23 protein-coding genes are annotated in these 25345 nt (G+C 61.7%); 10 read left to right on the forward strand and 13 right to left on the reverse strand.

Annotated features, from left to right (window positions below):
- Entirely contained in the window at nucleotides 1–939 is a 939-nt protein-coding gene (locus ABLE85_RS14995) for a GntR family transcriptional regulator (RefSeq protein ID WP_348793534.1), read from the reverse strand.
- A gap of 234 nt (nucleotides 940–1173) precedes the next feature.
- Here ABLE85_RS14995 and ABLE85_RS15000 point away from each other — a divergent pair, with 234 nt between their 5' ends.
- The 8 genes from ABLE85_RS15000 to ABLE85_RS15035 all read left to right on the forward strand — a co-directional run bounded on the left by ABLE85_RS15000 (nucleotide 1174) and on the right by ABLE85_RS15035 (nucleotide 8648).
- Nucleotides 1174–2238: a spermidine/putrescine ABC transporter substrate-binding protein gene (locus ABLE85_RS15000; protein ID WP_348793535.1), complete on the forward strand. Its 1065-nt coding sequence runs from the start codon at nucleotides 1174–1176 to the stop codon at nucleotides 2236–2238.
- A 90-nt stretch (nucleotides 2239–2328) separates the two neighbouring features.
- Nucleotides 2329–3171 (forward strand): ABC transporter permease, encoded by an 843-nt coding sequence (locus tag ABLE85_RS15005; protein WP_348793729.1) that lies wholly within the window; start codon nucleotides 2329–2331, stop codon nucleotides 3169–3171.
- Nucleotides 3164–3958: an ABC transporter permease gene (locus tag ABLE85_RS15010; protein WP_348793536.1), complete on the forward strand. Its 795-nt coding sequence runs from the start codon at nucleotides 3164–3166 to the stop codon at nucleotides 3956–3958. Before ABLE85_RS15005 ends, ABLE85_RS15010 begins: the two co-directional genes overlap by 8 nt.
- Entirely contained in the window at nucleotides 3955–5028 is a 1074-nt protein-coding gene (locus tag ABLE85_RS15015) for an ABC transporter ATP-binding protein (protein WP_348793537.1), read from the forward strand. Before ABLE85_RS15010 ends, ABLE85_RS15015 begins: the two co-directional genes overlap by 4 nt.
- Nucleotides 5029–5042: 14 nt before the next feature.
- The gene (locus tag ABLE85_RS15020) at nucleotides 5043–6317 is read left to right on the forward strand and encodes a glycosyltransferase (protein WP_348793538.1); all 1275 of its coding nucleotides are present in this window, start codon (nucleotides 5043–5045) and stop codon (nucleotides 6315–6317) included.
- Nucleotides 6314–6664, forward strand: coding sequence for a cupin domain-containing protein (locus ABLE85_RS15025; protein WP_348793539.1), 351 nt, complete (start codon nucleotides 6314–6316; stop codon nucleotides 6662–6664). Before ABLE85_RS15020 ends, ABLE85_RS15025 begins: the two co-directional genes overlap by 4 nt.
- 112 nt (nucleotides 6665–6776) lie before the next feature.
- Nucleotides 6777–7121: a cupin domain-containing protein gene (locus tag ABLE85_RS15030; protein WP_348793540.1), complete on the forward strand. Its 345-nt coding sequence runs from the start codon at nucleotides 6777–6779 to the stop codon at nucleotides 7119–7121.
- 18 nt (nucleotides 7122–7139) lie between these two features.
- A complete protein-coding gene (locus tag ABLE85_RS15035) occupies nucleotides 7140–8648 on the forward strand; it encodes an aldehyde dehydrogenase family protein (RefSeq protein WP_348793541.1) in 1509 nt (502 codons plus the stop codon).
- A gap of 102 nt (nucleotides 8649–8750) precedes the next feature.
- Here the strand turns inward: ABLE85_RS15035 and ABLE85_RS15040 are convergent, their stop codons facing one another.
- The 9 genes from ABLE85_RS15040 to ABLE85_RS15080 form a co-directional block, all read right to left on the reverse strand.
- Complete coding sequence (locus ABLE85_RS15040; protein ID WP_348793542.1) at nucleotides 8751–10901, reverse strand: glycoside hydrolase; 2151 nt, start codon at nucleotides 10899–10901, stop codon at nucleotides 8751–8753.
- A gap of 11 nt (nucleotides 10902–10912) precedes the next feature.
- A complete protein-coding gene (locus ABLE85_RS15045) occupies nucleotides 10913–11911 on the reverse strand; it encodes a glycosyltransferase family 2 protein (RefSeq protein ID WP_348793543.1) in 999 nt (332 codons plus the stop codon).
- Nucleotides 11912–11965: 54 nt separating this feature from the next.
- Nucleotides 11966–12352: a VanZ family protein gene (locus tag ABLE85_RS15050; RefSeq protein ID WP_348793544.1), complete on the reverse strand. Its 387-nt coding sequence runs from the start codon at nucleotides 12350–12352 to the stop codon at nucleotides 11966–11968.
- 120 nt (nucleotides 12353–12472) lie between these two features.
- On the reverse strand, nucleotides 12473–13573 hold the full coding sequence (locus ABLE85_RS15055) for a glycosyltransferase family 4 protein (protein ID WP_348793730.1): 1101 nt from the start codon (nucleotides 13571–13573) through the stop codon (nucleotides 12473–12475).
- Nucleotides 13574–13928: 355 nt separating this feature from the next.
- Nucleotides 13929–15173, reverse strand: coding sequence for a glycosyltransferase family 4 protein (locus ABLE85_RS15060; RefSeq protein ID WP_348793731.1), 1245 nt, complete (start codon nucleotides 15171–15173; stop codon nucleotides 13929–13931).
- Nucleotides 15174–15181: 8 nt separating this feature from the next.
- A complete protein-coding gene (locus tag ABLE85_RS15065; protein WP_348793545.1) occupies nucleotides 15182–15943 on the reverse strand; it encodes a polysaccharide deacetylase family protein in 762 nt (253 codons plus the stop codon).
- Nucleotides 15936–17264, reverse strand: coding sequence for an O-antigen ligase (locus tag ABLE85_RS15070; RefSeq protein WP_348793546.1), 1329 nt, complete (start codon nucleotides 17262–17264; stop codon nucleotides 15936–15938). The genes ABLE85_RS15065 and ABLE85_RS15070 overlap by 8 nt, the downstream gene beginning before the upstream one ends.
- A gap of 10 nt (nucleotides 17265–17274) precedes the next feature.
- Nucleotides 17275–18888: a GumC family protein gene (locus ABLE85_RS15075; RefSeq protein ID WP_348793547.1), complete on the reverse strand. Its 1614-nt coding sequence runs from the start codon at nucleotides 18886–18888 to the stop codon at nucleotides 17275–17277.
- Between the two features lie 167 nt (nucleotides 18889–19055).
- Nucleotides 19056–20375 carry a lipopolysaccharide biosynthesis protein gene (locus ABLE85_RS15080; protein WP_348793732.1) on the reverse strand — a complete coding sequence of 440 codons (1320 nt, stop codon included), beginning with the start codon at nucleotides 20373–20375 and terminating at the stop codon, nucleotides 19056–19058.
- A gap of 296 nt (nucleotides 20376–20671) precedes the next feature.
- Between ABLE85_RS15080 and ABLE85_RS15085 the strand changes: the two genes are divergently transcribed.
- Together ABLE85_RS15085 and ABLE85_RS15090 are read left to right on the forward strand one after the other, a co-directional pair.
- Nucleotides 20672–21334 carry a HemK/PrmC family methyltransferase gene (locus ABLE85_RS15085; protein WP_348793733.1) on the forward strand — a complete coding sequence of 221 codons (663 nt, stop codon included), beginning with the start codon at nucleotides 20672–20674 and terminating at the stop codon, nucleotides 21332–21334.
- Nucleotides 21331–22446, forward strand: coding sequence for a hypothetical protein (locus tag ABLE85_RS15090; protein ID WP_348793548.1), 1116 nt, complete (start codon nucleotides 21331–21333; stop codon nucleotides 22444–22446). The genes ABLE85_RS15085 and ABLE85_RS15090 overlap by 4 nt, the downstream gene beginning before the upstream one ends.
- Before the next feature lie 37 nt (nucleotides 22447–22483).
- On the opposite strand, the gene nadE is transcribed toward ABLE85_RS15090, so the two are convergent.
- Genes nadE through ABLE85_RS15105 form a run of 3 tightly spaced genes read right to left on the reverse strand, consistent with a single transcriptional unit; the run spans nucleotide 22484 to nucleotide 25323 of the window.
- Entirely contained in the window at nucleotides 22484–23491 is a 1008-nt protein-coding gene (nadE, locus tag ABLE85_RS15095) for an NAD(+) synthase (protein ID WP_348793549.1), read from the reverse strand.
- A complete protein-coding gene (locus ABLE85_RS15100) occupies nucleotides 23488–25035 on the reverse strand; it encodes an AMP-binding protein (protein ID WP_348793550.1) in 1548 nt (515 codons plus the stop codon). The genes nadE and ABLE85_RS15100 overlap by 4 nt, the downstream gene beginning before the upstream one ends.
- A gap of 21 nt (nucleotides 25036–25056) precedes the next feature.
- Nucleotides 25057–25323, reverse strand: a complete 267-nt coding sequence (locus ABLE85_RS15105; protein ID WP_348793551.1) for an acyl carrier protein — start codon at nucleotides 25321–25323, stop codon at nucleotides 25057–25059.
- Nucleotides 25324–25345: the final 22 nt, after the last annotated feature.

Here is a 25345-nt window from a genome sequence, read left to right on the forward strand (position 1 = left end):
TCAATCCGGTCGAGTGATCATGCCGAACAACGCCGGCGCCCCGCGGCTGGCCGCTTGCGGCCGCTGGCTGCGGGATAGCCGCAGGTGGACGCGAAGCAGGTCGGCCGCCACTTCGTACTGCCGGCTTTCCAGATGGTCGAGTATGGCGAGGTGCTCGCGCAGCGACTGCTTCAGCTTGTACACGTTGATGCCCACGTAGATGCCGGGCAACCGCCGCAGTCGCAGGTGATCCGAGAGCGCGTCGGCGATGAAGCGGTTGGCCGAGCCGTCGGCGATCATGTCGTGAAAGTCTATGTCGAGCCGCTGGAACTCTTTGATGTCGAATGCCGCGTCCGGCAGCGCCGCCAACACCTCCATGCCTTGCCGCAGCGCCGTCGCGCGCGCGCCGTCGAGCCGGAAGCCGGGTGTCAGGATGGCCGCGGGCTCCAGTAGCAGGCGAAACTCGCAGCTCTCACCTTGCGCTTCAGGATCGTCTGGTGCGCGGCGAAACAGCCAGGATTGCCCTGGCGCGCGATCGAGAAGATTCTCTTCCGTTAGTCTTTTAAGCGCTTTTAGTACCGTCTTACGCTCGACGTCATAGCGCCGCATCAGCCCGCTGACGGTGACCGTCTGATCCAGCCGCCGCGCTGACCGGTCGCGCAGGATCGCTTCGACCAACTCATCTTCCTCGCTGACAGGGAGCTCGGCGGCAATGGCCGCCGGTGCGGTGGCGTCGATGGCCAGGCGATATCCGGCGGCGGCTTCCCAGTGCACGACACCCTGCTCGACAAGCAGACGCAGCGCCGCACGCACCGGCGTGCGCGAGACGTTGCAAAGCGAAGCGATCTGTTGCTCCGGCAGGTGGGCACCGCGCTCGAAGCCGCACTGCCGCGCCACGTCCAGGATACGCTGGGCGAGATCGAGATGGTTGGTACGAGGTCGCCGGGCTGCCGCTTGCATGAAACTTCTCGTGACGGACATGACCGTGATGCTTTGACCGATCGCCCCCACGGGCGCAACAGGACAGATTCCACGGTCACCTGTCAAATAATGGATTGACGTTCTTTTTTCTACAATAGTACAGTCTTGGCAACCGGCAAAAAAGAGACCGGAAGGGAACAGGATCGCGACCGCAGCCTAGAGCAGCGCCGGTCCAACAATGATTTCGACGATCAATCGGAATGGGAGTCCATCATGACCGCCACCGCTCCGCGGTACCGTTTGTCCAAAACGTCATCAATTGCGCTTGGCCTGGCGCTGGCGCTTTCGGCGCCGGCCGCTGCCGCCGACCTCGTCGTCTCCAACTGGGACGGCTACATGGCGCCCGACGCCATGGAAGCATTCAAGGCAGCAACCGGCGTTTCCGGTGAAGTTGTGGTGCATGCTACCAATGAGGAGATCATGGGCAAGCTGGTCGCCTCCGGCGGCAAGGGCTACGACGTGGTCTTCGTCTCGTCGCCGTTCGCCGAGGTGCTGAACAAGCTCGGCCTGACTGAGCCGATGGACCATGCAAAAATCCCCAATCTCACGAACCTCTATCCCGAGGCGACGAAGCTTCCCCACGATGTAGGGAACAACTTCTCCGTCCCCTACACTTGGGGCACCACCGGCCTGTGCTACCGTTCGGATCTGGTTAAGACGGCACCGACCAGCTGGAACGATTTGCTCGCACCGTCCGACGACCTCAAGGGCAAAACGACGATGCTGGCGACCGACCGCTGGCTGCTTGCCGCCGGCCAGCTCGACAAGGGGTTTTCGGTCAACGAAACCGATCCCGCCAAGCTCGCCGAGGTGAAGGATCTGCTGATTTCGGCCAAGAAGACCCTGCTCGCCTACGACGACACCACCTTCTACTCCAAGCTGGTTTCCGGCGAAGCGCTGATGGTGCAGGCCTGGGACGGCTGGTGCAACTACGGCATCGCCGAGAAGCCCGAGATAACATACGTCATCCCGAAGGAAGGTTCGGATCTCTGGGTTGACACGATGGTGGTGATGAAGGCTTCGCAGAACAAGGACGCAGCCTTCGAGTTCATCAACTTCATGCTCGATGCCAAGAACCACGCCTGGGCGGCACAGAACATCGACTACAAGGTGCCGAACAAGCCGGCGATGGAAAGCCTGCCGGCCGATTTCCTCGTCCAGTTCCCCAACATGGCCATGCCGGTCGCCGATCTCGTCAAATTCGAGCAGCTGCGCGACGTCGGTGACGCTCAGCGAGACTACGCGAAAATCGTCAGCGAGATCAAAGCCGCGCAGTAGGCGCAATCACGGCAAGAGATCGGCGTTCATCCGCCAGCCACTGAACGGTACTGCGACGTGCCCCAGACAAGATTCCGCTCCTCATTGCTGATGGCGCCAGCGCTGACCTGGCTCACCGCCCTTATGGTGGTGCCTTGCGCGCTGGTGCTGGCACTCGCCTTCTTCCGGCGCGGCATCTATGGCGGCGTCGAGTACACCTTCACGCTGGAGAATTTCGGGCTGGTGTTCGACCCGCTCTATGCTCGCATCTTCCTAAAATCCGCGAGCATCGCCGGTACAGCAACGGCCATCGCCGTTGTCATCGGCTATGCCGCCGCCTATGCCATTGCTGCCGCGCCCCGTCGGCTGCAGCCGGTCTTCCTGTTCTTCGCCGTGCTGCCGTTCTGGTCGAACTACCTGATCCGCACCTATGCGTGGATTGTGCTGCTCAACCGTGAGGGCCTAATTACGCAACTCCTGCGCTGGGCGGGCTACACCGGCGAGCCGCCTTCGATGCTCTATACCGAGGGTGCCGTCATCGCCGGCCTCGTCTACAACTACCTGCCCTTTGTCATCCTCGCCTGTTACGCGCCGTTGTCTCGGCTCAACCCCGAACTGGGCGAGGCCTCGCGCGATCTCGGCGCTTCCGCGGTCACCACCTTCCGGCGCGTCATCCTGCCGTTGACCGTGCCGGGCATCGCTGCCGGCGCGGTCTTTGTCTTCGTGCTGTCGATCGGAAATTTCGTAACGCCCGCTTTGCTCGGTGGCGGCCGTTTCCAGATGATCGGTAACCTTGTCTATGACCAGTTCCTGACCGTCAACGACTGGCCCTTCGGTGCCGCGCTGGCGATCGCGCTGATCGCTGTCATGCTGCTGGTTCTGATGGCGCAGTCGCAACTCGCCGGCCGCGCTGCCGGCCGCACCATCGAGGCGCGTGGAGGTGGCGATGGCTGAACGCTCCCCCGGCACGCGGCGCGGGCTCTGGCTCGTGCTCACCCTCGTCTTCGCTTTCCTCTACATCCCGATCGCAGTGCTCGTGGCGCTGTCCTTCAACAAAGGTGGGCTGCCGACGGCTTGGTCCGGCTTTTCGCTGAAATGGTACGCCTCACTCGCAGGCAATTCCGCGATCCTGTCGGCGGGTCTCAACACGCTGATCGTGGCGGTGGTCTCCACCGCTATCGCAACGTTGCTCGGCACGCTGCTCGCGATCGGCGTCGAGATGCGGCGGCATTTCGGCAAGGGGCTGGAGGCGCTGATCTTCGCACCGATGATCATTCCCGACATCGTTCTGGCCATCGCGCTGCTGAGCTTCTTCTCGATGCTCAACGTTACCATGGGCCTGCAGACCATCATCGTCGCCCATGTCGTTTTCAATCTGGCCTTCGTATGCTCGGTTGTGCGCGCAAGGCTGAAGAATTTCGACTGGTCGATCGTCGAGGCCTCCGCTGATCTCGGCGCGTCCGCGATCACCACGTTCCGGCGGGTGACGCTGCCTGTCATTCTCCCCGCCGTGGTAGCCGGCGCGCTGCTTGCCTTCACGCTTTCGGTCGACGAGTTCATCATCGCCTTCTTCACCGCAGGCGCTGGGAGTGCATCGACCACGCTGCCGATCCAGATCTACTCCATGATCCGTTTCGGCATCACACCCGAGATCAACGCGCTGGCGACCATCGTCATGGCGGTCAGCATCGTGGCGCTGACCCTGTCGCAGCGGCTCAATCGCGAAGTCATCGGCCAATGAACGAACCGCGCACCTTGCTGTCGATCGATCACGTCTCCAAGAGCTTCGGCCGCGTGAAGGCAGTCGAGGACATCTCGCTCGACATTCGTGAGAACGAGTTCTTCGCGCTGCTGGGCCCCTCCGGCTGCGGCAAGACCACGCTGCTGCGCATGCTCGCCGGTTTCGAGGCCCCGAACGATGGCCGCATCCTGCTCGACGGACAGGACATCACCAGGACACCGCCCAACAAGCGGCCAGTCAATTTGATGTTCCAGTCCTACGCGCTGTTTCCACATATGAGCGTTAGGGCCAATGTGTCCTACGGCCTCGAGATGGAGCGTTTACCGGCACAGGAAATCCGGTCCCGTGTCGACGCGATCCTGGCGACGACCGAGCTCGTGCCCTTCGCCGACCGCAAGCCGGAACAGCTGTCCGGCGGTCAGAGGCAGCGCGTGGCGCTGGCCCGCGCGCTGGTGAAGCGGCCTCGCCTGCTGCTGCTTGACGAGCCGCTCGGCGCGCTGGACAAGAAACTGCGCGGCTCCATGCAGCTCGAGCTGAAGCGCCTGCAGAACGAGGTCGGCATCACCTTCGTCATCGTCACCCACGACCAGGAGGAATCGCTGGTCATGGCCGACCGCATTGCGGTGTTGAGGGATGGTCGCCTGCTTCAGTGCGACACGCCGCGAGCGGTCTACGAGCATCCTTGCGACCGCTTCGTTGCCGACTTCATCGGCGTGACGAATTTTCTGCAGGGAAAGGCCACCGCCGATGGCGTGCTGGCCGCCAACGGCGTGAAGATTGCCGGCAAGGTTCCGACCATGCTTTCGCCCGGAGCCGCCACCGTGGCCGCTATACGGCCTGAACGTATCCGGCTCTTTCCCTCGCCCGAGACCGCCAACCGCGTCGCTGGCACTGTCGAGGCGTTGGCCTATCAGGGGCTGGACCTACAGCTCCACGTCCGCACATCGCTGTCCGACAAGCCCTTCCTGGTGCGCGTGACGGCAGATGCCGTTGACCGCCAGCCGGTCTCGGCCGGTGACCAGGTTGAGCTTGGCTGGGATGCGGCCGACGTCAGAATTTACGCAGATTGATGGAGGAGACACCCATGGCGAGAAAGACGATCGCGTTCTTTCCCGAAGCGGCTTTTGGTCCGGCGCTCAATTCGGTCGGCATCGCCCAAGCGGTCGAGGCGCGCGGGCACAAGGCGGTATTCCTGTCCGATCCCGGCTTCGTTGACGTCTACAAGGGCTACGGCTTCGAGGCGCATCCGGTGAACCTCTCCGAACCGATGCCGCCCGAACAAATGGCCAAGTTCTGGGAAGATTTCATCAATGGTCACATCCCGAACTTCCGCAAGTCGCCCTACGACCAGGTCGACAACTATGTGAAGGATTGCTGGACAGCGATCGTCGACAGCGCCAAATGGGCGCAGAACGATCTGCCCCGCGTTCTCGCCAGCATCAAGCCCGATGTGCTCTGCGTCGACAACGTCATCCTGTTTCCGGCTATCAAGCAGTATGGCAAGCCATGGGTGCGCATCATCTCCTGCTCAGAGAACGAAATCGAGGATGAGGACATCCCGCCCCACCTCTCCGGCTGCGCCGAGAATGACCATGCCGGGCACAAGCGCTACCGCGATCATTTCAACGCGGTGATCAAGCCGATCCACGATGACTTCAACGCCTTCCTCGCCGCCAACAACGAAGCGCCCTACCCTATCGGTCAGTTCTTCGAGGCCTCGCCACATCTCAATCTGCTGCTCTATCCCGAGGCGGCGAAGTTCAAGCGTCGCCATCCGCTCGACCCGGGCAGGTTCCAATATCTCGAGGGCTGCGTCCGGCAAGAGAAGCCCTATGCCGTTCCTGTCTTCACGAAGAACAATGACGGGCCGCTGCTCTACGTTTCATTCGGCAGCCTGGGCGCCGGTGACGTCGATCTTCTGAAACGCATCATCGCGACGATTGGTCAAACGCGCTACCGCGCATTGGTCAACGTCGGAGACTACAAGGACCAGTACACGGATGTGCCGGGCAACGTCATCATCGAGAGCTGGTTTCCGCAGCCGTCGGTCATCCCGCAGGTCGACGCGGTGATCCACCACGGCGGCAACAACTCCTTCACCGAGTGCCTCTATTTCGGCAAGCCGGCGATCATCATGCCCTACGTCTGGGACGGCCACGACAACGCCAGTCGAGTCCAGGAGACCGGCCACGGCTTCGGAATGCCGCGCTATGACTGGAGCGATGCCGAACTGATCGAGAAAATCGAGACCTGCCTGACCTCTCCGGCCATCACGTCGAAGCTCGCGCAAACGTCGACGCGGATGCGCTCGCAGAATGGCCCGGAAAAGGCTGCCGACCTGTTGGAGAAGCTGCTGTGACTTCTTCCGCGCCGCATCTTCACCAGGCCTCCACCCGCACCGACCTCGTCGACTGGGGCGCCCAGCCCGACGCGCTGGAGGGGGCGTCGCACTCAACCGGCAGGCTGGTGCACAAAGGGCCGAACAACCAACCGGAATCCGGCATTTGGGTCTGCACGCCCGGCCGCTGGCGGCTGGCGATCCCGCGAGACGAACTGTGCCACTTCGTTGCGGGTCGCGCCACTTACAAGTCGGACACTGGCGAAGTGATAGAGGTGACGGCAGGAAGCGTGGTCATGTTCCCTGCCGGCTGGACGGGCGAATGCACCGTGCACGAGACCATGCGCAACGTCTACATGCTGGCCTGACCGAGGGGCTCCACAACATGCCGCCGGCTGGACCGGCATCTCCGAAATCACCGGCTGACCAAGGTCCTCATGTGTCGGTGAGTTGCATAAGACATTTCCAAGGAACAGACCAATGATCACACCCGTCATGCAATCTCCACTCGCCATCACCGACCTTGTCGACTGGGGCGTCATTCCCACCATGATCGAGGGCGAATCCCGCACATCCGGCAAGCTGCTGCACAAGGGGCCGGAAGGCCGCTCCGAATGCGGACTGTGGGTCTGCACGCCCGGCAAATGGCACTGCCATGTCACCCGCGACGAGTTCTGCCACTTCCTCGAAGGACGCTGCACCTATGTGCATGAATCCGGCGAGGTGATCGAAATCGAGCCCGACACGGCCGCGTTCTTTCCGCAGGACTGGAAGGGCGTGTGCACCGTCCACGAGACGATCAAGAAGGTCTATATGATCCGCTGAGCCGGTCGGAGGTATCCAATGCAGTTTTCACCAGACCAGCCGGCTTTCTTCGTCAATCCGGAATATCGGCCGATGGCCGGTGGAGGGAGGCCGGTAATCGATCCGGCGACGCTGGAGACCGTCGGCGCCATCGCTTCCGCAACCGATCACGAGATCGATGCCGTGCTTACCGCCGCCGTCAAGGCGCAAGCGACATGGAAAAAGCTCGACGCCAAGAGCCGCGCCAGACATCTGCATGCCGTTGCCAACGCGATCGAGGCGGCTGACTTCACCGGCTGCGCCGAGCTGATGGTGCGCGAGATGGGCAAGCCCTATCCGGAAGCGATCGGCGAGATCGCCAATTGCGCGCCGATCTTCCGCTATTATGCCGAGATGGCACGGGACGATGTCGGCAAGGTGGCGGGCACGACGCAGGCAGGCTCATTCCAATACGCCCGCTACGAGCCCTATGGCGTCTCCGTCCACATCATGCCTTTCAACTTTCCGATCCTGTTGATGTGCTGGACGGTGGCGGCCTCGCTTGCCGCCGGAAATGCCTGTGTGATCAAGCCGGCCGAGGCAACGACGCTATCGACGCTCGACTACATGACGGTCTTCCGCTCGCTGCCCGAAGGTCTTGTCTCCTGTCTACCCGGAGGCGCCGGAACCGCACAGGCGTTGATCGTCTCGGAGCGCACCCACGCGGTTGCTTTCACCGGCTCCGCCGCCGCCGGCAAGGCCGTCGCGGTTGCCTGCGCCGAGCGTATGAAGCCCTGCGTGATCGAGGCCGGCGGCAGCGACCCTCTGATCATCAGCCAGCACGCGCCGCTGGAGGTGGCGGCGGCCGGTTCGGTCACCGCCGCCTTTCATCTCAGCGGCCAGGTCTGTACCTCGGCCGAGCGCTTCTTCGTCGTCGACGCCGTACACGACCAGTTTGTCCACCTGTTCGTCGAGAAGACACGCGCGCTGCGCATCGGCAACGGGTTGGACCGGAGCGAGATCGGCCCGCTGGTCAGCGAGACGGCGCGGGCGAAAGTCATGCGGCTGGTCGACAATGCAATTGCACGTGGCGCCAGAGCGGTTACCGGCGGGCGCATTCCACCGGAACACACCACCGGCTGGTTCTACGAGCCGACGATCCTGACCGGCGTCACGCCCGACATGGCGATCATGTGTGAGGAATGCTTCGGGCCTGTCGCCGCGATCTGCCGCGTCAGGGACTTCGACGAGGCGATCAGGCTCGCCAATGACAGCCCCTTCGGCCTAGGCGCTTCCGTCTTCACCACCGATCTCGCCGAGGCGCATGAGGCTGCCGAACGGCTGGAAGCCGGCATGGTCTGGGTCAACAACCCGCTGATCGACAATGACGCCTTGCCCTTCGGCGGCTGGAAGGCCTCTGGACTCGGCCGTGAGCTCGGCCGTCAGGGGCTCGATGCCTTCCGGCGTTCGAAGATGGTGATTATCGACCATAGGCCCGAGATCCAGGGTTGGTGGTATCCTTATCCCGATAGCTGGTTTCGCGACAGCGGCGGCCGCAAGCACGTCTGAGGCCGCCGGAAAACCTGACCGATTCCGATATGGAGCGCGCTCCGCGGCTTCGCCCGCGGCCGCAACTATCTCCTTTTGCCGGTTCCTGATGCAAAACTTTCCTCATCGCAGTTCGAGCAGGAAATAGGTCGTCGGACCGGAGGGGGCAGCGTTGGAGAGGCGGAAGGAAACCGCGCCCGTCCCCGTTGCGATCGGCGAATGTACGCTGCCGTCAAGGCCGACTGGCGAAACGCTCCACGCCGCCGCTCTTCGCGCAAGCGAAAGGTCGACATAGCCTTCGCGAATGCGCACCGGCAGCCGGCCGAAATCCTCGATTACCTTCTCTTCTCTGTCGCGAAACGTCATGTCGGTATTCTGCGCGTCGGTCGCAAAGATCAGCAGGAGACGACGGCTCCTTGCCAAGGATGCTTCCGCATCGAGCGCCGAGAGCACGACAAGCCCGTTGCCATCGGCCTGTTCGACGCGCAGCACGCCGAGTTCGATCGGCTCGCGCAACGACGAGAAAGCCGCCGCCTCGGTCGCCGTTGTCGAGACGCGCAATTGCCCCGCAAAACGGTTCAACAGGATCTCACGCGTACTGCTGTGATAGATGCCGGCATCGATACTGGTGCGATTGGTGGCCGAAAGCTCGCCATCTTCGCGCAACCGGCCGAGGATTTCCTGGCTGCTCTGGTGTCGCGGTTGCGTCACGGCAAGCGTTTGCCCCAGCCGATTCGCATCGCGCAGACCGATCCGACCGATCAGTGCGAGGTCCGTCAGATTATTTTGCTCGCGGGCCTGCATGTCGTCGGAGAGATCCAATTCTCCGCGCATGGAAAACGGGATCGTCACGTCCGAGGTCGCGACATCCCCACGCCGGAAGACGAGTGCCGCCAGGGTCTCTCCGGCGCGAGCGATCGGATCGAGCGCGATGGCATAGGGCAGCATCGCTCTTTTGTGGAGAAACGGCTCGCCATAGGACAGCACGATCGGACCATGAGCATGGCGGCAAAGCACGTCCCAACCTTGCAAGGCGGCATAAGCAGGCATCGCCAGGCCGGCCTCGTAGCGGTAGCGATTCCAGAAGAGGTGGTCGTATTCGCTGACCACGAACGGCCTTCCGAGCCAGCGCGCCGCTGCGATCATCCTGATGTAGTTGACGCCATCGGCGATCGAACTCGTCTGGACGGTCGTGCTTCCCGGCGCATAACCGCTGACCCAGTCGTGATACGTGTTCATCGTGACGGCTTCTAGGTCACGCCGGCTCAATGCCGTCTGGATCGTCGGCCAGTTGTTGTAGGTGCTGATCAGCCCGCGATAGCCGAGCCCGCGCAGCACTTCGCTCATCCGCGCGGCCGTAGCGCGTTCGGTCTCGACAAAAAAGGCCTGGAGGTCGCGCAGCCGCGGACTGTCGGCGTACCGGTCGGACGGAAGCTCGATCGTCCCGGTCTCGAAGTTCTCGCCGCCTCGAAGATCGGGCCAGACTTTTGCTAGCGCCTCTGTCGATCCGTAGCGTTTAGCCAGCCAGTCGTTGAACGGTTTGGCGAGCAACGGGTCGTAAGGCGGCTTTCCCGGCCGATCATGAACGACACTGTCGAACTCGAGCCCGTTCTCATTGGCAAGGATGACAAGCGCCAAGGCATCATCCCGGGTCGGCGCGACACCCGTATAAGGGTTCACCCGCCCGAGAATCGTCTCCTGCATTCGTTTCCAATGGCCGAAAGCTTCGTCGTCCAGGTGGAGCGCGAGCTTCAGGTTGCCGCCGACGTCCCAACGATCGTCGAAGCCACCATAGGCGCCGCGCGACGATGTAAGGCCGTCAACGATCCAATAGATGCCGTTGCGCTTCAGGGCCGCGAGCAGATAGTGGAGACGGTCGAGCGTCTCGGGGTCGTAGTCGAAATCCTTGTCGCGGCCGAACATCAGGCTGGCATCGACAAAATGCAGGCGCGCGATGTTGTAGCCATGCATCGCCAGTTGCCGGGCGTAGCGGTCGGCAGTGCTGTGATCGGGGAAGCCCCCAGAAGCCGGGCTCCAGGCAAGTGAGGCGCAGAGCATCCTGACGGGCTTTTCCGGCGAAATAGCGAAACCCAGCCGCCCATCACGGCCGGGAACCAGGCGATGATCGTCGTCGATCATCGTGTTCGGCAACAGGGATGAAAAATCGAGGGGACTGCCGGCCTGAAGCTCGAGGGAGGTTTCGCGCACGGGCAGCCACTCGCCGGAAGCGCGCGCGAAGGAGCAGAATGCAAAAAGCGCCGCCGCTGCGAGCAAGGTCCCTCGCGTCACGCCGGGGCGCCTAACAGCTTGCTCTCGATCGGTGCGTCGGGCCTTTGTCGCGCCCTGAAGATGCCCACCAGCAAGGCAGCCGCATGGAAAAACCAGGCGACGACGGTGTAGAGGCCCATGTTGAAGCCGCCCTTGCGCAGGCTCATCAGACCGACCACCCCGGCAAATACTGCCGTAACGAAACCGGCTGCGAGGGCTACGTTGGGCAGGATTAGCAGCGAGCCGAGCGAAATCGCCCACCACAAATAGACAAGAGCCCAGAGCTTCAGTTCTGGCAATTCCTTGAAGAGCTGGAAGAAATAAGGGCGCCCGACCGATGCGCGCAGCAATTCACCGATGCCTTGGAGATATTTGCTCTTCCAGCGCCGGACGAGCAACCGGTAGGAATTGAGCGCGTGACCGAAATGCTGAACGAAGCGCCGGTCGAGGCGATGCAGCTTCCAGCCGGCGCTGCGCAACCGAATGCCAAGGTCGAATTCTTCATAGCCGTGGAGATTGCGGTCGGAGAGATAGCCTACCGTCTCGATCGCCGAGCGCCGATAGAGACCGCCGCCATTCATGCGGTCGATCGTGCCGATACGGTTCTCCGGCGCGTCGCGCGTGACGCGCCGAGTATATTCGAGGTTGGAGGTCAGCATTTCCTGAACGTGGCCTGTCACACCGGCAACCCGCGGATTGTCTGCCAGGAACTGGACCGCGAACTCCAGGAAATCACGATCCAGCAACATGTCGCCGTCAAGCAGGCAGATCTGCTCGTAGCGGGAATACTGGAAGCCGAGCTGGGGACCGATCCCGCAACTGGGAAGCGCCGGCGGGCTGATCTGGGCGATGACGACGGGATATCGAGAGGCGATCTCGATGGTCTGGTCGCGGGAACCGCTGTCGGCGACGATGACCTCACCGCCGACGGTCTCGAGCGCTGCCAGCGCGTGCTCTATCGCGGCGGCGATGCGTTTTTCTTCGTTCAGCGTCTTGATGATGACGGATACTGGCAAGTGAGCCTCCAATATCGGCGGCGCGTCGGCAACGCTTTCGGGTCGCCGTCAGTCTTAGCTGCCATATTTTGCGTTTTGGTTTATCCGCCCCAGCAAATTCAACAGCAGCGGCCGATAGCGGATGAGGAGCCAGCCGCCGAGGACGCCGAGGGCTCCGCCGAGAAGTTTGACCGCAAGGTCCACCAGCCTTGCGTGGCGGTCTGGCGAGATCAACTGCAACAGTTCGAACCCCACCGCCGTTGCGAGCACGAGGACCAGGACGCGGCCGAGCCGTCTCGGATAGGCGATGGCAAACAGCAGCCCAAGCAGGCCGAAGGCGCCGAACCGCTCGATATGAACAAACCCTATCCTCGGGCGCAAATCGAGCGGCGACATCGTTGAATAGGCGATTACGGCAAATACAAGCCATGCGAGAAGGCAGCCGACGCGTTTCAGGTTCATTATCTGCTCGTCTTTCAGGGAAGTGTGCAAAGCACGGCCATGTCGGCGGAGTTTACTTAAGCTGCAAGATCACTGTCGCACTTTGATTTCGGCGGCAACGCGGCCGACACGAGCCTCCGCTTATTTCCGCAGCAATGTGTCATACACTGCCGCGGTTTTTTGGGCCACGTTTGTCCAACTGTATTTAGCTTCTGCGTGAGTCGCGCGCTCGCGCACTTCTTCATCGTTCAGAGGAGCGGTAAGCTTCGTGACGACGGCCGCTGCGAGCGCATCGATATCGCCCAGCGGAAAATAGTCGTTGCAATCCAGGTCCAGCTCCCGGTTGGCGACGATGTCACTCGCCAGTACCGGCAGACCGTAGGCCATCGCCTCGAGCAGTGCGATCGGCATGCCCTCATGGCTCGAAGGGAGCACGAAGAGCGCGGCATTGGCGAAAAGTTCCGCCAGCCTGTCACCCGATTGGAAGCCGGTGAGAACGACCCCAGGCACCTCGCGGGCGAGTGCCCTCACCTTCTCGACATAAGGCGTTTCGAACTCTGCACCGCCGGCGAGGACGAGCCGGGTATCGGTGAAACCGCACTTCGCGAAGGCCTGGATCAGGTCAAGCTGCCGCTTCTCAGGAACTATTCTCGCAGCGAGCAGAATGTAGCGCCGTCGCGCCAGGCCAAACTCCTGAAGGATTCCGGCGCTGCCAGTTGGGGGCGTGACCGTAACGCCATTGGGCACCAGCGACATCGACACGTGGTGTCGGGCACTCATTGTTTGAGCGATGTCTTTTGAGATGGCCACTCGCCCACTGGAAAACCGCATGCCGAGGAATTCGCCAAGCTTCAGAGTCCGCCTGGCAAAAGGGCCCCATTTTTGCCTGTCGTAGTCATAGCCGTGATGGGTAACGAGCACCCTTAATCCGAAGATTCTCGCAAGCGGCGTCAGAAGCGCCGGGCCGATGGCGTGTATGTGCAACACATCGGGGCGCCGCCACGCGGCAACACAGACGCCAAGGAACGTATGTACGATGGCTTCCAGCGCCATGCGGCGCGGCGCCCAAAGAGGAATGACCTGAACCCCGTTCCACACGTATGCGGCACCGCCCGCGAGATAACGGCGGCGCCCCAGGACCTCGACGTCCCAGCCATGGCCAACCAGCTTGCTGGCGAGCATTTCGACGTGTTTTTCCACGCCACCCTGCACATTCGGGATGCCGCGCAATCCCAGCATCATGACACGCTTGCGCTCGCCAGCTACGGTAACCGCTCCATCGTGCCCCGATAATCCGCGCTGATTTTGCGTCAGAACAATACTGCGCTGGGTTCCCCGCCCCGCGCCATCACTTCCTTCAGACAGGCTTGATTGCTCTGCCTCCTGTGAAATCGGCGATTGTTGCAGGTGACAATTTCGCGGGATCTCAGACTTCGTACTCATGCGCCCCCCGAGGATTGCCCGTTCCAGCCCCATCTACGCAAAAACATTTGGCAACTACGCAATAAATTCATTTCTTAAACAAATAGCCCAAAAGTCATACGGACCAGCATGAGAATACGGACATTGTGGCTTTGCGGTTAACGGCGATTGGCCGTCAACCGGCTCCGAGCGCAGCGTAGAGATCAAGCGTTCTGCTGCGATACGCGGCAGCTGAGAATTCGCTGGCAACCCAGCGCCGGCCCGAAGCTCCCATCACCGCACGCCCCGAGGCCGGGAGCGCTGCCATCCGCCCCAGCGTGCGCGCCAAATCGTCAGCGTCGCCGGATACGGCCGTTAATCCGGTCTCGCCTTCCCGGATCATCTCGGGAATGCCGCCAATCGAGGCTCCAATGATCGGCCGCCCCAGGGCATAGGCTTCGAGCACGCTGATCGGCGCGTTCTCGTACCATTCGGACGGCAGGACCAACGCACGCGACTCCCCGATCAAGCGGTGCAGATCGTGGCCCGACAGATATCCGGCAAAGCTGACATCGGCACCGGTCTCCTGGGCAAGCTGGCGCAAGGCCGCCTCCTCGGGACCGGTTCCTGCGATAACCAGTCGCTGGCGCGACGATGCGACGGCCCGTATCAGCGTCGCCAGTCCCTTCTCCGGTGCAAGCCGCCCCGCGAAGACGAAGTAATCGCCCTCTGTCCATCGATCGCGATAGTCATCAACATCGACGAAGTTCGGAATATGGACCATCTTCGCTCGGGGCCAGCCCCATTCGGCCAGCTTCTCCACGTAGAATTTACTCGGCACGACTATGCGGTCCACCATGTCCCGGTAGAGACCGAGCGTGCGATGCAGCAGGGTTTCGGCAAGGACAAGACTGCTCAAGGGCACGGACCCCTTGATGCAGCGGTGACGCAACACGTTGTAGATGCGCCCGCCGCGACAATCCTCGCAGACGGCACCGTCGCGCAACATCTTGTAGGAAGGACAGGCAAGTTTCAGGTCGTGCGCCGTCATGACCACCGGTATCCCGGCCGCCTTCAGGGTCGAGAAAATCGCTGGCGACAGATGATGGTAGACGTTGTGTGCATGGGCGATCGAGGGACGAACCTGTTCGATCAACCGGCCAATGTTACGCTGTGCCTCGTGTGAATAGATGACGCTCGCAGCCTGCACCACCTTGCGCAGCGCGCCCGTGCGGCGGCCGTATTCGATCTCGGATACGAAATAATCCGACCAGGGCGAAGGCTCATTGCTCTCGTGCTGCATCGCGAACGGCACGACGTCCCAGCCGATATCGGCGAACATCTTCATGTGATCGAAGAACACCGCCTCGGCACCGCCGCGCCGATAGAAGTAGTTGTTGATCGCCAGGAGCCTGTTGTTGTCGTTCTTCCGTTCGGACACGCCGCCTCCTACCAGCCAAGCCTGTCGAGGATCCGCTCGACCGGCAGGATCGTGCACCCCTTGGCGAGCGCGTATTGAACAAGGTGTTCGAATGTCTCTGGCGTGCAACCGTATGGCGTCGGCCGAGCGGCGATATCGTGGGTGAAGAACACGAGCCAGCCAGGCCGGTCGACCACATCGTCGATCCACCCGGTCAGCGCCCGCGCGTGCGCCTCTGGCTGCCGAATTTCCACGGCCTTGAGCAACAGCGGATCGACCGCGAGGCGATTGATGCACTCCCCAGCGGCGCGACAGGTACGATAGCGTTGGCGCAGTTTCCGTCGCGCCAGAGGCCAAGCGGCATTGTAAGGAAACGCAAAGTTCGTCGCCGCCGCGCCGACGCCGCTGCGTGTCAGGTAGTCAGCGTTGCGGTCGAGGTCCTGCGCAAGTCGGGCGCCACCCAGAAGCCGAATCTTGTTGTGAGAATAGGTATGGCAACCGATTTCGTGACCCCGGCTGGCAAGATCGGCACAGCCCTCGGGCGAGATCAGCGTACGGTCGGTCTCGACGCGCCCTGCCAGACCGCCGGCGATGTAGAACGTACCCCGCAGGCCGTGGTGCTCGAGGATCGCGGCACCGTTGTGAAGCGCGCTATCAGGCACGTCGTCGAAGGTGAAGGAGACGAGCGGCACGTCGGTCGTCACATTGCGCGGCTTTGAGGCGAACCGCCAGATAAGCCGATTGGCGACGCGATCCAGCAGAGCGTCGATGGTTTGCATGAGATCAGGCATACGCGGCTTCCGATTTTGTTTGCGGCGGCGCTACCAAAAGAACCGCGCGCGACTGAAGGTGCAGGCCGTAAATCGAAAAGAGGAAAGTGAACCACAGCAGGTTGCCGCTGTCGAAGAACAGACTTTCTAGACCCGCACTGAAGATCGTGTAGAGCCAGACCCGGATGAAAAGCCGGGTAAGATGTGAATGCTCTTCGGCGGGTGCGAGACGTGCGATGTTGCGCAAAGGCAAGATCAGCAACCAGATCACTGTCAGGAACAATCCAGGAAAGCCGGTCAACAGTGCGATGTCGAGATAGGCATTATGGCCGTTTGCGGCCGCAACGGCCCAGGTCTCGATCGAACCGCCGCTGTGAACGAGTTCGTCCGTCTGCCAGAAAGCCTTGAAGCCGTAGCCGGTGATCGGTCGTTCGGCGAGCGCCGAGAAAGCGAAACGCCAAATATCGGCCCGGTTGGTAAAAGTCGCATCGATCCCGAGTTCGGTGATGAAGTCGCTGAGTGGCCTGAAGACGGCGGAACCGACGGCAAAAAGATTGAAAAGCCCGACGCCGCAGATGACGATCGGGATGCGCAGGAAACGGAGCCACTCGAAGATCCAGGCGAGCAGAACGATCGCCGGCAACATGGCCGTTGAAGTCTTGCCGCCCGTATGAAGCAAAAAGTTGAAAGATAGAAGCACGATAACGATGCCCACCAGCCGCGACCAGGTGTTCATCACGAAAAAACCGAGGAAGGCCGCGACCACCATGGCCGCGGCGGCGCTGTTTTTATGGGGGAAATGGCCGCGCCAAAAGCCGGCATTCATCGGTTCACGCAGTTCCGAGGCCTGATGGATCGCCAGGTTCGGCTTGAAGACAATGCCATAGTAGGCGACCGCCAACATGAACAGGAGGCCTATGCCCAGCATCTTCGCGAAATGTCGTTCCGACGCTGGCAGCAACAAATAGACGCTGGCATTGATCGTAACCATTAGCGCCAGCACAGTGACTTTGATGCCGAGCATCGGATAGGCTGAGATCGCCGAAACGAAGAGGAACCAGGTGAACAGTATGATAAGCAGCGGCCGTGGGTGGAGGATGACGCTGCGCATCGGATGCGCAAGGCCATAGGCGAACGTCCCCGCGAAAAGGAGCACGGCCACGATTTGGTTCAGACGGTTGAAATTGCCAGCCGATGGGTCGAGCGCGGCCTCCCCGGTCAGGTCGACAAAGGGTGTCGTCGTTATCCAGAAAAACAGGAACATCGCCATGAAGAGCACAGTGCCGACGCGGGCGCGAAGCAAGTCTGCCGGGCTCTGCTCGATATAGACGGCGCTGCTCATGCGGTCCCTCTCAGACCGATGCGCGACGGCCGCCGCGTACTAAGCGCCACAGGCCAAGCGTCAGGGCCAAACCGACGCCAAGCACCAGGCCGAACATCGCGCCGCCCGCCAGCAGGACCATCGTATTTGGTGGCCAATTTCGCGAATTCGGCGGCAGAGCGCGCGAGATGACGCGGACATTGGTCGTGTCGATCTGCTGGCGCTCGGTGATCTGCTGGGCGCGCGCCAGGTACGTCTCGTAAAGGGCGGCCTTCGTTCTGGCATCCCTCTCGAGGGCGCGAAGCTGTACCTGAGCTTCATTGTCCGCGAAGACATTCGACTTCTCCTCGCTCGCCTTGGTACGCAAGGTGGCGAGCGCCTGCTGCTCGCGGTCCATGTCTTGCTTGGCCCGCTCGAGGATACGGCGTGCTTCGTCGGCCATGGCTGCTTCCAGCGCTGTTCTCGCGGAGCGGGCGTTGACGAGGCGCGGATGGCGTTCGCCATAGGTGCGCTGCATCGAGGCGATCTCCTGTTGCAGCACATTGTACTGCTCGCGCAGGTTCGTCATGTTGAGGGACTCGAACACCGTGGTGTTCGCGGTTCGACCTTGCAGGATCGCCTCATCCATCTGCGTGTAGCGCGTCCGCGCCTGGATGAAGCGTTGCTGGGCATCCAGGACCTGGGTGTTCAACTCGCTCGAGAGCTGATTGCTGACGAGCTGGCCATTGGCTGATTGGAGGCCGTTCGAGCGGCGGAAATCCTCGACGGCCCGTTCAGCGCGGGCAACGTTCTGGCGCAACTCGTCGAGGCGGGCGTTCAGGTTCTGGGCAACGCGCCCGGCACTCTCGGCTGCGGACTGAAAGAGTTCCTGTTCGAAGGCGTCGACGATCGCGTCGGACAGCGTCACGGCCTTTGCCGCGTCCTCGCTCCAGACCTGCATCACCACGACAAATGACCGCTCTTCGCGCCGCGCTTCGACGCGCTGCGAAAGCGCCCGCATGGCGGCAAGCTCATTGTCTGCCTTCTGCTCCGTTTTCGTCGAGAAGAGGCTCTTCAGCGCATCGAAGGCGGACGGCTTGACGAATTCCGGATCCTCGGTGAGGTGCAGTTGGTTGATCACGCGCGACAGCACGTTGCGCGACGTCAGGATCCGAAGCTTGCTTTCAACCTCCAGCAATTGCGCGTCGCGTTGGGGATTGGTCGTAAAGACGTCATCGCTGACAACGTTGAGATTGGAGGGATCGACGACTATGTCGGTATAGACGGCATATCGTGGCGTAGCCGTCACCTTGTAAGCGAGCGCGGCGACTACGCACAGGATCACGGCCACGACGATCCAGACAAGGCCGTCGCGCAGCCAGCCGATGATATCGTTGATGTCAATCTTGCTGAGGTCGCTCAGTCGAGGAAAATAGTTGGGTCGAAGCGGCTGTGGCCGGGAGCGAACGGTGTCGTCCGTCTGAGGTGTAGGTGCTTTCGGAAGTTCGTTCGATCTTCGGCCGGGCGGTGCTATCTCCGAGGTATGAACGGCTTGCCCCTCATCAGGCGGCAGCAAATCGAGTAGGGAGCCTTTGCCCGCTGGCGTATGCCGATAGTGCACCGGCTGGCCGGGCCACTGTTCTCCGGCCTCGTCCCGTCTATACATAACCGCCCCTCACGCACGCCCGTCAAAGCGCGAAGGTTGAGACCTCCCAACCGCTTCCGTCGAAGAATTAGTATTGTACGGTGAACATTCCGTTAAACGGCAGGTTGGCTGCTTAACACCGGGCATCGGAAATCCCGGCCGGTCTAGCGGTCTGGATGTTCTCGACCTCAACTTTCATGTGCCATCCGCGTCGGAAACGGCACGTTGCCTGCCCGTTCCCTATCGCGTTTCACGAAACGCAGGAAAACGCTCCAGGAAACGATCACCATCGCAATTTCGATGACATAGAAGGAGATGAATGTCCCGTTCGGTGGTGCATACCAAGTGGCCCAGGCCGTCAGCGCAGCGCCGAACACGCTGCCAAGCCCCATCACCGAGGCACGGACCGGATGATGGCCGGACGCACCGAGAGCTTCCATCGCCACGGACCAGATGGCGATCGGCACCACCACCCAGCACAGAATGCGGGCGAACGAAACCAGCGAAACGTAATCTTTGCCGAAGAGATAGGGCAGGACTGGTGCCAGCACGAAGACGGCGACGGCCGCGGCGATGCTGATTGATGTGGCGGCAAAGAGCACCTTGCAGACCCGTTCGAACGCATGATGCAGACCGGCGACGGTCGCCTTGGCCGAGCCAGGATAAATCAACCGGTTGAGCGCCTCGACCGACAGATAGCTGCTCTCCAGCATCCTTCGGGCAACACTGTAGCTCGACATCACCTCAGCGCTCGCCACCAGATTCAACACCAGCAGGTCGGCATTCTGCCGGGCGGCGCCCAGGATGAACGGCACGCTGAAATAGAGCCCCAGAGGCAACTCCTCTCGAACGATGCCGTAACTTGGACGGCCCAGCCCCTTGAGCGTCCGCCAACAGCCGATTGCGACGAGCACGTGGCACACGAACTGCCACACCGCCCAGGACGCCACCGTCGCCACCCCGAAGGCGATACAGGCAAGCGCCGCAGCGATTGTTCGGGCCACGGCAAAGCCGACGACAACCTTGTTTGCGGAGGCAAAATTGGAATGAGCGAGGAATATCTGCTCCGTCAGCACGATGATCCTGACGAAGATGATGTTGGTGGCGAGCATCAGCGTGATCACCGCGACATTGGTCGCCGGATCGGATGACAGCGTGAAGAAGAATGGCAGTACCGCAGCCCCGAGCAGAAGCAGGACCACCCCGCTTGCGGCGGTTAGAAGGATATTGTGCCCGAGCATGCGCGGATACATGGTGCGATCACGCGCGACGCGCCGTACCAGGCATTCCATCGCGCCAAGACCGCAAAGGTGAACGGCAATATTGGCGACGGCGGTGATCGCGATGAACGCGCTGAATTCATGGACGCCGAGCCAGCGCGCGAGGATCGCAAAGGTCAGAAGCTGGGCGGCCGATGCGATGACCAAGCTGCCGCCAGATGCGGCATAGGACATGATCATCGACAGGAACGGTCTGTGCGCGCGTTCCTTTACACCTTCCCCAGTCATTGCGATCTGCCTTTGACACCAACCCGCGGTTTGTTGCGCACGAGCGCACTCAACAGAATTGAGCAACCGCCTCTGATCGTCGCGTTAGGTAGCATGCAGAAATGATTGGGGGGTTAATGAGGCGCCAGAACCGTATTTCAGCTTCCGTTTACCGGATTGCAGTAGTGTCCAATACTGTGCACCTGCAGGATTGTGCAGGAACATTGAGCGCAGGAAATGAAGGAGCGGTTGTGCCGCAAAACAGTTATCTCGACGGCATACCCGCCGACGGCCAGCCTCTTCGTCTGCATCGTTTCATGGGCGTTGAGCTCGAACTGACGGCCGATGTCCTGGTTCCACGAGAAGAGACCGAGCTCCTCGGAAGAAAGGCAGTCGCAATCCTTGAGCAAAGCGCAGCCGCGGCGACGGTCATCGACATGTGCTGCGGCTCAGGCAATCTCGCCCTCGGTATCGCAAACGCGATCCCGTCTGCCCGAGTGTGGGGTGCGGACCTGACGGACAGCACCGTCGCGCTCGCCAGCCGCAACGTTGCCCGGCTTGGTGTCGGCGCCCGCGTGTCCATCCGGCAAGGCGACTTGTTTGCCGCGTTCGAAGGCGACAATCTTGAGGGCGCGGTCGACATGATCGTCTGCAATCCCCCCTATATTTCGACATCCCGGCTCGAGGGCGACAGCGCCCACCTCCTCGAGAACGAGCCGCGGGAAGCCTTCGACGGCGGTCCGTACGGCATTTCTATCCATCAACGGCTGATCCGGGATGCGCTCCCATTCCTGAAACCCGGTGGCTGGTTGCTCTTCGAATTCGGTGAGGGCCAGGATCGGCAGGCGGCAGCACTTCTTTCTCGTGCGAAAGCCTATGAGCCGGTGACTTTCGCGACAGATCGCGACGGCAAGCCACGGGTCGCCATCGTCAAGACACACAACTCGGTGCCAACCGAGGTCCGAGACCGGCCCAGATGAGCCAGGTCCGTTTGCTAGAAAGCGCCGACATTCCAGCCATCGCCGGAATGTTCCAGCGTGTGTTTCGCAACGATCGCGCCGCGCCACCGACGGCCCTCGTCGACTATATGCGGCAGCACTACCTTGAGGCGCCGGGTTGCGATCCTGAGATCCGCCCTCTCGTGCATGTGAACGGCGAAGGCCGCATTTCCGGCTTTGTTGGCGTCAATGCGCTGCCGATGGTCCACAATGGCCGACGGCTGCGAGCTGCGATCTGCGGCTCATTCATGGTGGAAGAACGCGAAAGCGATCCTTTGGCCGGCGCGCGTATCCTGAAGGCCTTTCTCGCCGGGCCGCAGGATCTCTCCTTCAGCGAGACCGCAAGCGAAGTCTCGATGCAGATGTGGACGCGGCTTCGCGGCGTCGTCTTGCCGCAATACAGTCTCGATTGGGTGCGCGTCATCCGTCCTGCGGCATTCAGCCTGAGCGTCGCCTCGAACCGAATCAGGTCAGCGCGGCTTGCGGCTCCCTTCGCACGCGCGCTGGACACCTTCTACCGCAAGCGGATGAGTCGCGGCGAGCAGCGCTGGTCTGCGGTACCTGAGGCCGGTGCCGGCCAATCTGGCTTCCAGGTGGCTGAAACCGATCGCAGTGGATTCGCGGCCGTGGTGGACCGCCTCATGATGCAGTTTCCGCTCCGCCCTGAGTGGGCCGAAGGGCAGCTCGATCACATCCTGACCGACGCTGAGCAAAAGCCTGATGAGGGTGAACTTGTCTACGCGTCCGTTTCGGCGCGCACGGGCACCCTTGTCGGTGCATTCGCATACTATGCCAAGGCTGGCGAGATCGGGCGGGTGCTACAAATCTTGCCGCTCCCGGGCCAGGCCGGCCCGGTCATCGACTGCCTGATCGATCACGCCTGCAAGCGCGGACTTTCAGGCCTGCGCGGGCGCACGCAGCCGGCGCTTCTAGAGGCCATGCTCGGGCGCCGCATCGCCTTCGTCCACGTAGCCTCGACTGTAATCCATTCCCGCGATCAAACGATCGTCCAGGCCTGTCGTGATGGCCAGGGCTTCTTCAACGGCATCGCCGGAGAGCACTGGAGCCGGCTGATCGGGGGGCGCTTCAAGTGAAGCGCCGCCACACCACCGGCTACGGCCGCGCTTAGCGTCAATCTCCGATTTCCTGCACCGGCCGCACGACCTGAGGGCCAAGATGCAGATAGCGCGTCGCCTTGCGTTTTGCGGCGATATCCGCCCACACCCGTTCGACCTGTACGATCGTCAGGCCCGCCGCCTTGGCGACGGCATCGATCGCGATGCCGTTGTTGAGCCCGTAGAGGCAGAGGTCCATACGGTCATAGGGCAGCGAGAAATAGAATTCTTCCTGCGTCTGCTCCAGCGAATAGGTGTCGGTCGTCGGCGGCCGGCGACGGATTTCCTCGGGGATGCCGAGATAGGCGGCAAGCGCATATACCTGTGACTTGTAGAGATGTGCGATCGGTTTGACGTCGGCAGCTCCGTCGCCATTCTTGACGAAGAAACCCTGGTCGTATTCCAGCCGGTTCGGCGTGCCGAGCACGGCAAAATTCAACCGGTCGGCGTGATAATATTCGACCTGCTTGCGCGTGCGTTGCTTCATGTTCGTGGCTGCGACGACACCAAGATAGACCGAGGGCGGCATGCGATGTTTCGTCTGCTCGCCGTCCGGGCTCTGCACCACGAGCGACGAGATATTGTAGCCCCCACTTTCGAGCGCGTTGGAGATGACGATCTTGGAGGCCCATCCTTCGCCATATTCGGGAACAAGCTCGCGAATGAACGTGTCGCGACGCTCATAGCAGCCCATCGCCTGCAAAGTCGGTCCGATATCCTCGACGATCGCTTCCACGCCAAAGGTTTCGGCAACCAGCCGGCCGAAGCGGAGGCTATCCGGATCGGAATCGTTTTCCGGCATGAACAGGCAGAAGACGTTCTTGGCGCCTACCGCCCGCACCGCAAGCGCAACGCAGACGCTGGAATCGATGCCGCCGGAAAGGCCAAGCACCAGGCCGCGCTTCTTCATCGCGCGCAACTGCTCGCGCAGGCCGGCGACTATGCGATCGGTCTCCGCCGCATGGTCGATAGTCAACGTCTCAGCCGAAAACGGGTTTTCGCTCTGCATCAGTCGGGCGTTCATTGTGCGGGCTCCATCGTCTCGGCTGCCAGCCGTCTGCTGACCTTACCTGTGTCCGTCTTCGGAAGTTCTGTGCGGAATTCGACGATCTTCGGCACCATGAAATCTTCGAGATGGCGGGTGCAGTGGCGAATGATATCCTTGTCGCTCAAGGACGGATCAGAACGCACGATCAGCGCTGCAATCGCATGGCCAAGCACAGGATCCGGCATGCCGATGACCACGGCTTCGGCGATGCCGGGATGTCCATGCAGAACGGTCTCGACCTCTTTCGGCGCGACCTTCTCGCCACGCGTCTTGATGATATCGTCCTTGCGGCCGACAAAATAGAGGAAGCCGTCCTCGTCCGTCTGGAACAGGTCGCCGGTATGGAGCACCTTCTCCCATGGGTTCGGCCCCGGCCTGAGCATGCGCTCGGTCGCAGCATCATTGCGCCAATAGCCTTGCATGACGTGCGGGCCGCGAATGACGAGTTCGCCGGCAACACCTGGCGGCACACGGTTGCCCTCATCGTCGACGACAAAAGCTTCGGTGTTCGGGATGGCGATGCCGACGGAGCCCGGCCGGCGGTCGAGTTCCTCCGGCGGCAGATAGGTGCAACGCTTGCACTCCGTCAGGCCGTACATCGAATAGAGCCGGGCGCTCGGGAAAAGCTCTCGCAGGCGTGCGATATGGGGCGGAGGCAGAGCGGCGGCGGTATTGGAGATGTAGCGTAGGCTCGGCAGGAAACCCGGTTCCAGGGTGCGCATCTGCAGGATCATCGCCGCCATCGTCGGCACGAGCGGAAAGCCGGTAACGCCCTCCTCGCGGATACGGTCGAAGACCGCTTGCGGGAATGCGAAGGACCTCTCAAGCACCAGCGTCGCGCCAAGCCGGATCGTCATCAGCAGTTGATAAAGACCGTAGTCAAAGGCGAGCGGCAATACATTGAGAATGATATCGTCCGGCTCGTTGCGCAGATAGGTGGTGATCGACTCCGATGCCGCATCGATATTGCGGTGGGTCATCATCACGCCTTTCGGCCGTCCCGTCGAACCCGAGGTATAGATAAGCATCGCCAGATCGATATCGATGCCGCCATGCGGCACCCGCGTGCGCTCCGCCGACAGGCAGTCGTCGAAAGACGTCGCGCCGTCCGGCGTGTGGCCGTCGGGCGCAGCCGTGCATGCGACGAAAAGATCCGCCTTGCCGCACTGCGTCTGCGCTTCCGTCACGATCGGCAACAGCTTCGCCTGGGTAAGGATCGCGGCCGCCTCGCAGTCGGCAATGATGTAGGCGAGCTTATCCGCCTTCGTCGAGGCGTTGATCGGGCTGAAAGTCGCGCCCGCCTTCAGGATGGCGAAGATCGAGACCGCCGCCTCCCAGCAATTGTCCATGAAGACCAGGACGCGATCATTGCGCTTGACGCCCGCCTGGGCGAGAGCAACAGCCAGGCGGCTCGACAGATCATCGAGCTCGTCATAGCACAGGCGCCTGCGATTGGTGATCAGCGCCGTTTTGGCCGCATGCCCTGCGGCTTTGTCGATAAGGAATTGCTCAAACCGCATGAAATGCTGCCTCGCGTCTTGTTAGGCCGCGACCGACGCTCCGACTCTTGCCTCGATGAAAGTCGAAATTCGCGCGAGCGAATCCAGGTTCGCAGGGACGATGTCGGAGTCGGCCATGGTGATGCCGAACTGGTCCTCGATGAAGGCCACGAGTTCGAGAACGCCGGTGGAGTCGATGATGTCGTTCTCGATCAGTGACGCCGTGTCGGCGAGGTCGTAGGACGTGTCGCCGAACAGGAAGTTCTCGACGACAAAGGCCCTGACCTTGTCCTTGATCGTTTGCGTCATGTCATTTCCTTTCCTAGTTGGC

The sequence above is a fragment of the Mesorhizobium sp. KR1-2 genome, assembly GCF_040045035.1.
Taxonomy (GTDB): Bacteria; Pseudomonadota; Alphaproteobacteria; order Rhizobiales; family Rhizobiaceae; genus Pseudaminobacter.